The sequence below is a fragment of the Bacillus sp. MRMR6 genome (assembly GCF_001940785.1).
Lineage (GTDB): Bacteria > Bacillota > Bacilli > Bacillales > Cytobacillaceae > Neobacillus.
In genome coordinates this window covers 1-12,412 of sequence record NZ_MSLS01000002.1, presented here as the reverse complement: position 1 = coordinate 12,412, position 12,412 = coordinate 1, and the positions used below count along the sequence as shown (strand labels likewise).

Sequence of the window (12,412 nt, the reverse complement as noted above, 5' to 3'; positions counted from 1 at the left end):
ATTCCAAATATATACATCGTTCTTTCATTATAATAAATTTTTGTAACTAATTGTTGTATAATTGAAAAATTTAGTATAAATTATTGATGTGCAAAATTTAATAACTTAACTTGACATTATCATGAATAAAATTATATAATATCGTTTGTGTAAAATATTGCAGCCTATGTGAACACTTTAATGGTCTCATTTTGTTCCTCATAAGAAAAGCGGAAGGCAACGCTTATCGGCGTATGGACTGGAGCGCTTCGACTGAGATAATGGAAACACGAAGAGCGTAGCGATTCGATGTTGACTTATCGTAGGGAGAAGAGCGAAGTACACTAGCCGATGGAGTCTGGAGCTGGACAATTCTCAAAGTCCATATCTTTTTGATGGTGCATCGTGTAACCCTTAGCTGCTAGGGCGAAGGTGCATGAAAACAAAATGGCTATCACTGCGGTTTCATAACGGTTTTTATTTTACCAAAATAAAAACACTAAGGAGGAGTCATTCATGGCTCGTTATACTGGCTCTAGCTGGAAAATCTCTCGTCGTCTTGGAATCTCTCTAAGCGGCACAGGTAAAGAATTAGAAAAGCGTCCTTACGCTCCTGGACAACATGGTCCAAACCAACGCAAAAAGCTTTCTGAATACGGATTACAATTACAAGAAAAGCAAAAGCTTCGTCACATGTACGGAGTAACTGAGCGTCAATTCCGTAATCTTTTCGATAAAGCTGGCAAATTTGCTGGTAAGCACGGTGAAAACTTCATGATTCTTTTAGAATCTCGTTTAGACAATGTTGTTTACCGTTTAGGATTAGCTCGTACACGTCGTGCGGCTCGTCAGTTAGTTAACCACGGTCACATTATGGTTGATGGCGCTCGCGTAGATATCCCATCATACCGTTTAGCTCCTGGTCAAACGATCAGCCTTCGTGAAAAGTCACGCAACCTTGATGTTGTTAAAGAAGCAATCGAAGTTAACAACTTCGTTCCTGACTTCTTAACGTTTGATGCAGACAAGCTTGAAGGTACTTTCACTCGTTCACCAGAGCGTTCTGAACTTCCAGCTGAAATCAACGAAGCTCTTATCGTTGAATTCTACTCTCGTTAATAGTAAAAAGCCCGGACATTTGTCCGGGTTTTTTTATTTTTTATGAGCCCATTGAATGGCTCGGGAATATGCGAAAGCCAGTATTAAATATAGAATAATTACGATTACCAACGTCCAGATCCGTTCCTCGATGACACCATCTGCAAGAATTACTGGCCCTAGACCAAAGAAGGTAACGAGTAAAAGAAGAAGTATAAACAAAGCATGAACTAAAATTTTCAAAAAACCCATCTCTTGGTTCACCCCTTTACATATATAACGGAAATTCAATGAGGACTGTTACATACGAAGCGATTTTTCGATACTGAGTTACTTCATGAGGACCGGTTCACGTCCTCCCAACGGATTTCGGGCTTCATGACTGCTCCATGAGGACCGAATCGGTCAGAAATGGCCCCATTCCTCATGGTTAATCCATATAAAAAGGGCCACCAGTCGGTAGCCCTTTTTCGTACTTAGAATTTAATTAAAGTGTATTTCTTCTTTCCTCTTCTAATAATGGTAAACTGACCCTCAATCTGGTCTGTGTCTGTTAATACATAATTCGAGTCCGTGATTCGTTCGCCGTTTAAGGAAACAGCACCATTCGTTATATCTTCACGGGCCTGGCGCTTTGATGGCGAAATTTTTGCGGCTACTAATAAGTCCACTAAATTTTCCTCGCCTGCCGCTTCATAGGTTGGAACGTCCTTGAAGCCCTGCTTGATCTCTTCTGCAGAAAGATTGCGCACATCGCCACTAAATAGAGCTTGAGTAATTTTAATCGCCTGCTGTAAAGATGCTTCGCCATGAATTAGACGAGTCATTTCCTCGGCTAATGCTTTTTGCGCTTTCCTTAGGTGTGGTTCCTCTTGTACTGCTTTCTCTAACTGCTCAATTTCCTCATGGGAAAGGAACGTAAAGTACTTTAAATATTTTATGACATCAGCATCTGCCGTGTTAATCCAGAACTGGTAGAATTCGTACGGAGAAGTTTTTTCCGGGTCCAGCCAGACTGCTCCGCCTTCCGTTTTACCAAACTTCGTGCCGTCAGACTTTGTCACAAGAGGTATTGTTAATCCAAAAGCCTTTGAACCTTCAGGCTGCATTTTGCGAATTAACTCTAAACCCGTGGTAATATTTCCCCACTGGTCACTACCGCCAATCTGCAATTTACAATTATGGCTCTCGTATAGATGATTGAAATCCATCGCTTGCAGAATCGTATACGTGAATTCTGTAAAGGAAATACCTGTATCAAGTCTAGAAGCAATCGTGTCCTTCGCCAGCATGTAGTTAACACCAATATGTTTACCAATATCACGTAAAAACGTAACAATATCCATGGATCCGGCCCAGTCATAATTATTGACCATAACTGCGCCATTTTCACCCTCAAAATTAAAAATAGCCGCTAGCTGTTTTTGAATACCTTCAACATTTTTTTGGACAGCTTCCAGTGTTTGAAGATTACGTTCTTCGCTCTTTCCACTTGGATCACCTATTAACCCTGTAGCACCACCTACCAATACAATAGGACGATGTCCATGCTGTTGAAATCTTCTTAATGTTAAAAATGGCACCAAGTGACCAATATGCAGGCTGTCTGCTGTTGGATCTGCCCCGCAGTATAAAGAAATTTTTTCGCTGCTCATCACATTTCTCAATGCTTCTTCATCTGTTTGTTGGTAAATGAGTCCCCGCCACGCTAAATCTTGTAATAAATCCATTCCTTTTCCTCCTAATTCTCGTGAAAAATAAAAAACGCCCCTGCAAAAATGCAGGGACGCTATATGCGCGGTACCACCCAGCTTGAGGGAAATTCCCTCCTACTCGAAAAGTTAACGGTTTTTTGCCGTTCTCCGCTACTTTTATCTTCACGGTGAAAGCTCTGAGACGTAATTCATTCTTCAATATGTATCAGCTTCCACCAACCGCTGACTCTCTATAAACAGGGATTGAAAAACTACCGTTGATTCTCTTCACAGCTTTTAATATAAAATTTAACTTATAGTTTTTTTACCATAGTTTCAATCCTAATGTCAAACACGAACTGGAAAAATCAGAAAAATGTAGAACTTTGTCATTCTAAGTCCTATCTATATGCTATAATATATCTGATTTAATCCCGCATTAACGGACAGGAAAACCCCCACTCCAAGACTTAGAAGAATTGAAGTGGGATAAGTGGGGGGGGTAACTCCCCAAAAAAGCCCGAGCAATTCAACTAACCATCAGGGGGGAAGACCCCCTGATGGAAGTTTCATTTAATAAGAGGTGATTCTATGAATGAAAAACTGCAAGCGTGGATGAATAAATTAAAATCCACTGTCAACTTGCTTACCCATAAAAGAGCAGTAAAAAGCGCCAGAATTACGTATCAAGTATTTTGGAACCTTTTACTTCTGTTTTTGACTGTCGTCATTCTTGGGGGAGCTTTCGCAACTGGTGTAGGTGCTGGCTATTTTGCCTCACTTGTAAAGGACGAGCCAGTTCGCTCATACAACAGTATGAAAAAAGATATTTATAATTATACTGAAACATCGGACTTATTTTTTGCTGATAATGTTTATTTAGGAAAGCTTCGTACTGATTTAGAGCGTGAAGAGGTAAAGCTTGATGAAGTGTCTGATTATGTCATAAAAGCTGTCATTGCTACCGAAGACGAATACTTCTATGAGCATAAGGGCGTAGTACCGAAAGCTGTTTTTCGTGCTCTTTTTCAAGAGGTCACAAACTCTGCGATTCAGTCAGGCGGAAGTACCTTGACACAGCAGTTGATTAAGAACCAAATCTTAACGAATGAAGTCAGCTTTCAGCGAAAAGCAAACGAAATCTTGCTTGCACTTCGTTTAGAGAAATTCTTTACCAAGAAGGAAATTCTAGAAGCGTACTTAAACGTTTCGACCTTTGGGAGAAATTCCTCTGGAAAAAACATTGGTGGCGTTCAAGCTGCAGCCAAAGGAATCTTCGGTGTAAAAGCTAGTGAATTGACTTTACCGCAAGCTGCCTTTATTGCAGGTCTACCCCAGAGTCCCTTCGGATATACACCTTTTACACGAGAGGGTACAATCAAAAATGTTCTTGATCCGGGCCTAAATCGAATGAAGACAGTCTTAAAAAGAATGTACGATGCTGGCTATATTGACCAAAAGCAGTATGATGAAGCGTTATTATATAATATTACTCAGGATTTTATCCCTGCAGGAGATAATCCAATTGAGAAATACCCTTATTTAACCTTTGAAATCGAAGATCGTGCCATAAAGGTACTGACTAAAGTGTTAGCTGAAAAAGACGGCTACGAAGAAAAGGATTTAGAAGATGATGATGGCCTATTCTATAAGTACCGTACACTTGCTAGTCAAAACTTACGTCAACACGGCTATGAAATCCATACAACTATCGATAGAGATATTTATGATGCCATGCAGGTTGTAAAGAATAATTATTCAAATTATGGACCTGAAAAGCCACAGGAAAAAAAGGATTTTGAAACCGGTGAAACGGTCAATGTAATGGAACCTGTTGAAGTCGGGGCAATGCTCATTGAAAATAAAACAGGGAAAATTATCAGCTTTGTCGGCGGCAGAGATCATAAAAGAGAACAGTTAAATCACGCCACAAACGCAAAACGACAAAACGGTTCAACAATGAAACCGCTCCTTGTCTATGGACCGGCCATTGATTTAGGTGTAGCTTCACCTGGGACAATCTTACCGGACGTCGCCTTAAGACTTGACCCTAGCAGAAATAGACCATGGCCATACAACTATGATCTACGGTATAGCGGGTTGGTGTCAGCAAGATATGCGCTTGCTTGGTCATATAACGTTCCAGCGGTTAAACTTTATAAAGATATTGTACATCAGCGACCAGCAGCTTATCTGGAAAAAATGGGTTTTACCAGCCTCCTAAAGCCTGACTTTGAAAACCTTTCTACTTCCATTGGCTCATTGGAAGTTGGGGTGTCAATCGAAGAGAATACAAATGCATATAGTACCTTTGCAAATGGTGGAAAATTTGTTGATGCCTATATGATTGATAAAATTGTTGATAAAAAGGGCAAAATTATCTATCAGCATGAAGTGCAGCCGGTCGAGGTCTTTAAGCCGCAAACAGCTTACTTGACACTAGATATGATGCGTGATGTCCTAAGCATGGGGACCGCAAATGGGCTTGAGAGAAGATTGAAATTTAACGCTGACTGGGCTGGAAAGACAGGTACAGGTGTTGACTTTTTTGATTCCTGGTTCGTTGGAACTAATCCAAATATTACAATGGGAATTTGGACAGGGTATGATACTCCGAAATCATTGAATGCAGGATATGCTCAAAGGACTAATAACCTCTGGGCTGAGTTAGTTAATGCTGCTTATGATATTAAACCAGAATTAGTCAATCCCGCAGAATCATTCCAAATGCCTGAGGGAATTGTAAAACGTTCTTACTGTGCTGTTTCAGGTTTACTGCCTTCAAAGGCATGTTCAAATGCAGGCTTAGTTGAAAGTGATTACTTTAGTGTAAGTAATGTTCCCACCAAGTATGATGATAGTTTGATTGAAGGGAAGTATGTGCAAATTGGGGATAAAAAATATTTAGCACTTGATAGTACCCCAGCTGAATTTGCTCAACAAGGTTTAATTTTAAATCCGGACTTCATTGACAGAATGGTCGGAAAGAATTTTTCAAACACTAGTCAGCTGATTCCTAAAAAAGCACGCTGGGCTAATATTTTGGTTCCAAATGACAAGATGGTGGATAACGGAAAACGTCCGGATAGTATAAATGTGACCGTAACTGGATCAACCATCACTTGGAACCCGCCTGGTGATAATGACATTGTGGGTTACCGTGTTTATAACGGTTCAGCCAAAGTGGCAAGTATACGAACCGGTTCACCCCTCTCCTTTGCTGGTAAAACTGGTACTTTTTATGTAACTGCCGTAGATATTGCAGGAAATGAATCAGCACCATCAAATAAGGTTGAAATCGGCGGCAAAAGTGAAGATAAAGAGGAAGAAGATTCACCGTCTTCATAAGAAAGGAGGAGCATATTGGCTCCTCCTTTCTTCATTTTGTTTCACTTTTTTGATGATTTCTAATCGGGTATAAAGCTTTTTCTAAAGTGAGTAAGTTTTTCTCAGTAATTTCAGCTTTTCTTGGGATTGGTTTGTACATATCAGCTGGATCGTCCCATTCTAGGGGCAATGCAACAGGCGCTTTTTTCTGCCAGTTTTCAACCCACTCTGATGGTAAACTTCCATATGCATTTGAATTTTTAGTCATTTCAAGCCAAATGAGAGACCAAGCTCTGGGAACCACCCGCCATATATCATAGCCGCCTCCCCCTACTGCAATCCATCTGCCCCCACAATATTTGTGAGCGATTTCATGAGCAAGCTTGGGAATTTCGCGATATATGTTCATTGTTGCCGATAAGTGTGTTAAAGGATCATAATAATGGGAATCTGCTCCATTTTGAGTGAGAATCACATCCGGTTTAAAAAACTCAGCAATTTCCCGTAATGACGTTGAATAGGCATTTAACCATGATTCATCCTCTGTAAAAGCGTCCACTGGAATATTAAATGAATAACCGTATCCTTTTCCCTGTCCCCGTTCATTAACATTACCGGTACCAGGAAATAAATAACGCCCTGTTTCATGAATCGAAAGGGTACAAACTGTCGGGTCATCATAAAATGACCATTGCACTCCATCCCCATGATGAGCATCTGTATCAACATATAGGACACGTGCATTGTATTTCTGTTGTAGATATTTAATCGCTACGGAGCTGTCATTATATATGCAAAATCCAGATGCTTTTCCCCGAAAACCATGGTGGAGACCTCCCCCAAGATGAAGCGCATGCAGTGCCTGTCCTGTCATAACCTGATCGACTGCCGTTAATGTTCCACCCACCAATAGGGAGCTTGCCTCATGCATATTAGGAAATATCGGTGTATCTTCAGTGCCCAGGCCATAGTTTTCAGCAATTTCCTTTGGAAGCTGTCCCTGCCCTGCCATCCTGACAGCATCTACGAAACTTGGGTCATGTATAAGACATAATTCTTCGTCTGTTGCCATTCTCGGTGAAATGATCTGGTTATCTTCCAAAGCATTTAATTTTTGCAGTAAATCTAACGTTAACTTTAACCTAAATTGGTTAAAAGGATGATGACTGCTGAATTTATAGTTCAGCAATTCCTCTGAGAAAATAAACGAACTCCGATCCTTCATAGTGAAACACCCGGCATATTTGGCCATAATACGTGATAGCCTGCTTGTTTTAGGTCTTGGATTAACAAGGTTGGATTCATTGTTTGGACCCTAATGACTAATATCTTAAATGAATTATCTGTTTTATCTGGATAAACTAAAACACTCAATATATTGGCTTTTCTCGCTTTAATAATGCTAGTAATCTCACTAAGCTTCCCTGCTAGATTAGGGACCCTGATTTCAATTTGAGAACCTGGCTGGTGTGCACCAGTTAATTCAACTAAGGTACTTAGCATATCCGTTTCGGTAACAATTCCAACAAGTTTGTGGTTATTAGTGATTGGAATGCAGCCGATTTTATGTTCATAAAAAACTGCGGCAATTTCTTCAACAAAATCAAGGGGATGTCCGGTAATGACATCCTTTTTCATAATAGAGTCCACAGGTCTTTGTAAATCCTCTAGATGTTCATCTGCACGGAAAATAGATGGAGCTGCATCCCTGATATCAGAAAGGGTTACAATCCCAACTAATTGTTTGTCAGTATTGACGACAGGGATGTGGCGAATCTTCTTTGATTCCATCACCTGCATGGCATGCATAATGGTATCTGTCGGTAAAATAGTTATAACTTCTTTTATCATAATCTCTTCTACGATCATTAGAAATCCCCCTCAATTAACCGAAATGCCAGGTGAAGCCGCTTCTTAATACATAAAACGATTCATGAACCGGAGCCGGTCAAACTGTTGAACAGTTTCCATATCGACCCTCTTACCAACTCTTGCCATTAAGCAATTCGCGGGATGAGAGCAAATTTCAGGTTCATCCGTTGCATACCATTCAAGGCCGCCTGCATTCATCATTTTTTCCATTATCTTCCGATATTCCCAGACATTCAAACCAGTTCCTTTTAGATCCCAATGCCAATAATACTCAGTTGTAATGATTAAATAATCCTCCATAGCATCATCCATCATTGACACCCTTAAAAGATTTTTCCCGACTGCACAACCTCTAAATTTGGGGATGACTTCAATTGCCCCGAGTTCTATTAAATTATCAATCTTACCTTCTGACCACCGCTCGAGGGGGTCTGGATAAAGATAGGTAACATATCCAACGATTGTATGGTGGTCTCTTGCGATAATAATTCTGCCCTCTTCAAGTTTAGCAATACCGACTAGAGCTTGATGCTGCTGAGCGGGTGGACGAAACGCTATAAGGTGTTCATGAAATTCATAGCCTGCCAATTTATCCGAATGAATAGGTCCTTCAATAATTAAGGTTCCATGTGGAGTTTTAAGTTCCTTTGCATTGTAGGTTTTTTTATGTTCCATTCCTTCACCACCTTGAAAATATTCTTCAATAATACCTTCTATTATACATAAATTTTATAGATTTATAGGCACTTCACAAAATTTTCTGTTTAATCAAAAAAGGAGATTTTGGTAAATAAAAATAAAATATTATTTTAAAAATTGAGAATACTCACTATTTGTACTATAATTATTTCATATTACGCAAGAGGGGGAATTGGAATGAAAGTGGAGACTCTGCCAGTTATGCAAGGGGAGCATAATTTAAGAAGCTATGAAGAAACATATAAGAATTTCGACTGGAAAGAAACAGAAAAAGAATTCACATGGCATGAGACTGGTCTTGTAAATATGGCGTATGAGGCGATTGACCGTCATGCTAATACCTTCCGCAAAAATAAGGTTGCATTATACTACAGAGACAACTCAAGAAATGAAAAGTTCACATTCAAAGAAATGAAAGAGCTTTCAAACAAGGCTGGAAATGTTTTGAGATCCTATGGTGACGTTGAGAAGGGCGACCGCGTATTTATTTTTATGCCTCGATCTCCGGAATTATATTTCTCTGTACTCGGTGCAATTAAGCTCGGTGCCATTGTTGGTCCGTTGTTTGAGGCCTTTATGGAGGGCGCAGTTAGAGATCGATTACAAGACAGTGAAGCTAAAGTTCTGATTACAACTCCTGATTTATTAGAGCGTGTGCCTGTAGGCGATCTCCCAGCACTGAAGCATATTTTCCTTGTAGGTGAAAATATTGATGAACAAGGGCCGTATTTAGACTTTAAGAAGAAATTCGAAGAAGCAAGCTCTGATCTAAGAATCGAGTGGGTTGATCGGAAAGACGGTCTCATCCTTCACTACACTTCTGGATCGACAGGCAAACCAAAAGGAGTATTGCATGTACATAATGCAATGATTCAGCACTATCAAACTGCTAAATGGGTTCTTGACCTGAAAGAAGATGATGTATATTGGTGTACAGCTGACCCAGGCTGGGTTACTGGTACATCGTATGGAATCTTTGGCCCTTGGTTAACAGGAACCTCTAATGTGATTGTTGGAGGCCGATTCAGCCCTGATAATTGGTATAAAATGATTGAAGATTTCGGTGTGACTGTGTGGTATAGTGCTCCAACTGCCTTCCGAATGCTGATGGGAGCAGGCGATGAAATCGTTAAGAAGTATAATTTAAGCAGTCTCCGTCATGTTTTAAGTGTTGGTGAACCCTTAAATCCTGAAGTGGTAAAGTGGGGAGCAAAGGTCTTTAACAAACGAATTCATGATAACTGGTGGATGACGGAAACTGGTGCACAGCTAATTAGTAATTACCCTTGTATGGAAATTAAACCTGGTTCTATGGGTAAACCAATCCCTGGAGTGGTCGCTGCCATTGTAGATGATCAGGGAAATGAACTTCCTCCGTACCGCATGGGGAATCTGGCGATTAAAAAAGGCTGGCCATCTATGATGCATACCATTTGGAATAATCCAGAGAAGTATGATTCATACTTTATGCCAAGCGGCTGGTACTTCTCAGGCGATTCTGCCTATATGGATGAAGATGGTTACTTCTGGTTCCAAGGAAGGGTCGATGATGTTATTATGACCTCCGGCGAACGCGTTGGCCCATTTGAAGTGGAAAGTAAGCTTGTAGAGCACCCTGCAATTGCAGAGGCAGGCGTAATTGGGAAGCCTGATCCTGTTCGCGGTGAAATTATTAAAGCCTTCGTAGCATTAAGGGACGGATTTGAGGCTACTGATGAGCTGAAAGAGGAAATAAGGCTTTTCGTTAAAAGAGGTCTAGCTGCTCATGCTGCTCCTAGAGAAATTGAGTTCCGCGAAAAGCTTCCAAAGACCAGAAGCGGTAAAATTATGAGACGTGTCCTAAAAGCTTGGGAACTTGATTTACCCACTGGCGACCTTTCCACGATGGAAGACTAAAGAACGCAAGCGGCTTGATCAGCCACGACAAGCATAAGACGCTCCTGAACCTGAAGGCGTTCTTTGCCTTCAATTCAGGAGTGGCTGTAGACCATAGAGGGGCTAGGCGCTGGAGCTGGATGCAGAGAACGTTATCCACATCCTGAACCTTTTATAATTTCTAGACAAAAAAAACAGTGTCAGGATACTCGGTATACTGACACTGTTTTTTTATATTTTTATTTTGTTGATTTACGATGCTCGATTCGATGTGGAAGAACGACGATTTGTTCCTCAACCTCTTCCTTATTCATTAACTTTGTTAATAAACGCATGGCAACGGCACCTAAGTCATATAAAGGCTGAACGATGGTTGTCAGCTGCGGACGCACCATAAGTGACAGTCTTGTATTATCGGAGGTAATCACTTCAAAGTCTTCAGGGATACTAAATCCTTTATCCTGTGCACCATGAATAACACCAAGTGCCATTTCATCAGAACCAACTAAGATAGCAGTCGGCTTTTGGTCTGCCTCCACTAATTTCTCAAATGCTTCAAGCCCAGAATCATAAGTGTAATCCCCTTCAATGACAAGCTCGTCATTAAATGGAATTCCTGCTTTCTCTAGCGCGATTTTATAGCCTTTTAGTTTCCTCTCGACATTTCTTGGCTCATGAAGAGGCCCAATAACAAAAGCAATTTGTTTGTGACCGTTTGTTACAAATTCAGAAACTGAGTCAAAAACGGCTTTTTCATAGTCGATATTGACTGAAGGAATTTTTCCTGATTCTTCAATAGATCCCGCTAGAACGATTGGGACTGGAGACTTTTCGAATTCTACCACGTGTTCTTGAGTGATATTTCCACCCATAAACACGATCCCATCTACTTGTTTACCTAACATGGTGTTAAGTAAATGTAACTCTTTGTCCAGGTTTTGGTCAGAGTTGCTTAGGATGATATTGTATTTATACATCGTTGCGATATCTTCAATTCCACGAGCTAATTCCGCAAAAAAGATGTTAGAGATATCAGGGATAATAACCCCAACAGTAGTTGTCTTTTTACTTGCCAATCCTCTTGCTACTGCATTCGGACGGTACCCAAGTCTTTCAATGACTTCTAAAACTTTCTTTCGAGTTACCGGCTTTACATTTGGATTTCCATTTACTACACGTGAAACAGTTGCCATTGAAACATTTGCTTCGCGGGCAACATCATAAATAGTTATATTCACGTTTAACACTCTCCTTAACACGTACGTTATTTTCTTTATTTTATAACTTATTCATTAATACTAGTCATTTTTCTTTTATATTGATTGTGAGATAGTAAACAATCTTTATCATATGTATTTAATAATACGATAATAAAATTAATGCCGCAATTGAATTTGTCCTCATTTTCACTATATTTTCATTAAATATTTTTAAGGAGGTAGATTTTGGCGAAATTTACTCCCTTCTCACCAGTTTGGCCAAAATACTTTGGCTGTAATTAAAGTTTGCTGTTGATTTGTGCTCCAGGTACTTCGCTTTCCGCAGGAAGTCCGGAGCCTCCTCGGCGCTAAGCGGAGGGCACTGAAAAAGTCCTTTGTTTTGAGGCAGTTGAAGGTTGATTTTATCAACCCTTCAACTGCTTTTTATTTTATAATTAAGGTAACAAGACTTTAAAGGTGGTACCGAAATGATTTCCTTTCAAGATTCATTCAATCTTAGCCCATATATAGGAATTTATGATCTCATTGTTCCAAAAGATAATATGCTTCGCCAAATTAAAGAACTAGTCGACTTTTCATTCATAATTGAAGAATTAAAAGATAAATATTGTCTGGATAACGGTCGCAATGCCGTGCCACCAATTCGCG

Annotated in this window: 10 protein-coding genes and 1 other annotated feature; of the genes, 4 read left to right on the top strand and 6 right to left on the bottom strand. The window is 40.0% G+C overall.

Annotated elements, in window-relative coordinates; genetic code table 11:
• Window positions 1–495 precede the first annotated feature (495 nt).
• The gene (gene rpsD, locus BTR25_RS02300) at window positions 496–1,098 is read left to right on the top strand and encodes a 30S ribosomal protein S4 (RefSeq protein ID WP_075685769.1); all 603 of its coding nucleotides are present in this window, start codon (window positions 496–498) and stop codon (window positions 1,096–1,098) included.
• 33 nt (window positions 1,099–1,131) lie between these two features.
• Here the strand turns inward: rpsD and BTR25_RS02295 are convergent, their stop codons facing one another.
• On the bottom strand, window positions 1,132–1,329 hold the full coding sequence (locus tag BTR25_RS02295; protein ID WP_075685767.1) for a DUF6954 family protein: 198 nt from the start codon (window positions 1,327–1,329) through the stop codon (window positions 1,132–1,134).
• A gap of 224 nt (window positions 1,330–1,553) precedes the next feature.
• Window positions 1,554–2,807 (bottom strand): tyrosine--tRNA ligase, encoded by a 1,254-nt coding sequence (gene tyrS, locus BTR25_RS02290; protein WP_075685765.1) that lies wholly within the window; start codon window positions 2,805–2,807, stop codon window positions 1,554–1,556.
• 49 nt (window positions 2,808–2,856) lie between these two features.
• Window positions 2,857–3,072, bottom strand: a binding site (T-box leader).
• 290 nt (window positions 3,073–3,362) lie between these two features.
• Between tyrS and BTR25_RS02285 the strand changes: the two genes are divergently transcribed.
• Entirely contained in the window at window positions 3,363–6,119 is a 2,757-nt protein-coding gene (locus BTR25_RS02285; RefSeq protein ID WP_075685763.1) for a transglycosylase domain-containing protein, read from the top strand.
• Window positions 6,120–6,150: 31 nt separating this feature from the next.
• Here the strand turns inward: BTR25_RS02285 and BTR25_RS02280 are convergent, their stop codons facing one another.
• The 3 genes from BTR25_RS02280 to BTR25_RS02270 are packed head-to-tail and all read right to left on the bottom strand — an operon-like array spanning window position 6,151 to window position 8,645.
• A complete protein-coding gene (locus BTR25_RS02280) occupies window positions 6,151–7,323 on the bottom strand; it encodes an acetoin utilization protein AcuC (RefSeq protein WP_075685760.1) in 1,173 nt (390 codons plus the stop codon).
• Window positions 7,320–7,967 (bottom strand): acetoin utilization AcuB family protein, encoded by a 648-nt coding sequence (locus BTR25_RS02275; protein WP_075685758.1) that lies wholly within the window; start codon window positions 7,965–7,967, stop codon window positions 7,320–7,322. Before BTR25_RS02275 ends, BTR25_RS02280 begins: the two co-directional genes overlap by 4 nt.
• Window positions 7,968–8,012: 45 nt before the next feature.
• Entirely contained in the window at window positions 8,013–8,645 is a 633-nt protein-coding gene (locus tag BTR25_RS02270; protein WP_075685756.1) for a GNAT family N-acetyltransferase, read from the bottom strand.
• 201 nt (window positions 8,646–8,846) lie between these two features.
• Between BTR25_RS02270 and acsA the strand changes: the two genes are divergently transcribed.
• The gene (gene acsA / locus BTR25_RS02265) at window positions 8,847–10,565 is read left to right on the top strand and encodes an acetate--CoA ligase (protein WP_075685754.1); all 1,719 of its coding nucleotides are present in this window, start codon (window positions 8,847–8,849) and stop codon (window positions 10,563–10,565) included.
• A gap of 218 nt (window positions 10,566–10,783) precedes the next feature.
• On the opposite strand, the gene ccpA is transcribed toward acsA, so the two are convergent.
• A complete protein-coding gene (gene ccpA / locus BTR25_RS02260) occupies window positions 10,784–11,782 on the bottom strand; it encodes a catabolite control protein A (protein WP_075685752.1) in 999 nt (332 codons plus the stop codon).
• 449 nt (window positions 11,783–12,231) lie between these two features.
• Between ccpA and BTR25_RS02255 the strand changes: the two genes are divergently transcribed.
• Window positions 12,232–12,412, top strand: a 181-nt coding sequence (locus BTR25_RS02255; protein WP_483295224.1) for a transposase, incomplete at its 3' end; no start/stop codon positions are given.

Excerpts from the sequence above, each read along its gene's own strand:
- rpsD (WP_075685769.1), top strand. The coding sequence starts at position 496 with ATGGCTCGTTATACTGGCTCTAGCTGGAAAATCTCTCGTCGTCTTGGA.
- BTR25_RS02295 (WP_075685767.1), bottom strand. The coding sequence starts at position 1,329 with ATGGGTTTTTTGAAAATTTTAGTTCATGCTTTGTTTATACTTCTTCTT.
- tyrS (WP_075685765.1), bottom strand. The coding sequence starts at position 2,807 with ATGGATTTATTACAAGATTTAGCGTGGCGGGGACTCATTTACCAACAA.
- BTR25_RS02285 (WP_075685763.1), top strand. The coding sequence starts at position 3,363 with ATGAATGAAAAACTGCAAGCGTGGATGAATAAATTAAAATCCACTGTC.
- BTR25_RS02280 (WP_075685760.1), bottom strand. The coding sequence starts at position 7,323 with ATGAAGGATCGGAGTTCGTTTATTTTCTCAGAGGAATTGCTGAACTAT.
- BTR25_RS02275 (WP_075685758.1), bottom strand. The coding sequence starts at position 7,967 with ATGATCGTAGAAGAGATTATGATAAAAGAAGTTATAACTATTTTACCG.
- BTR25_RS02270 (WP_075685756.1), bottom strand. The coding sequence starts at position 8,645 with ATGGAACATAAAAAAACCTACAATGCAAAGGAACTTAAAACTCCACAT.
- acsA (WP_075685754.1), top strand. The coding sequence starts at position 8,847 with ATGAAAGTGGAGACTCTGCCAGTTATGCAAGGGGAGCATAATTTAAGA.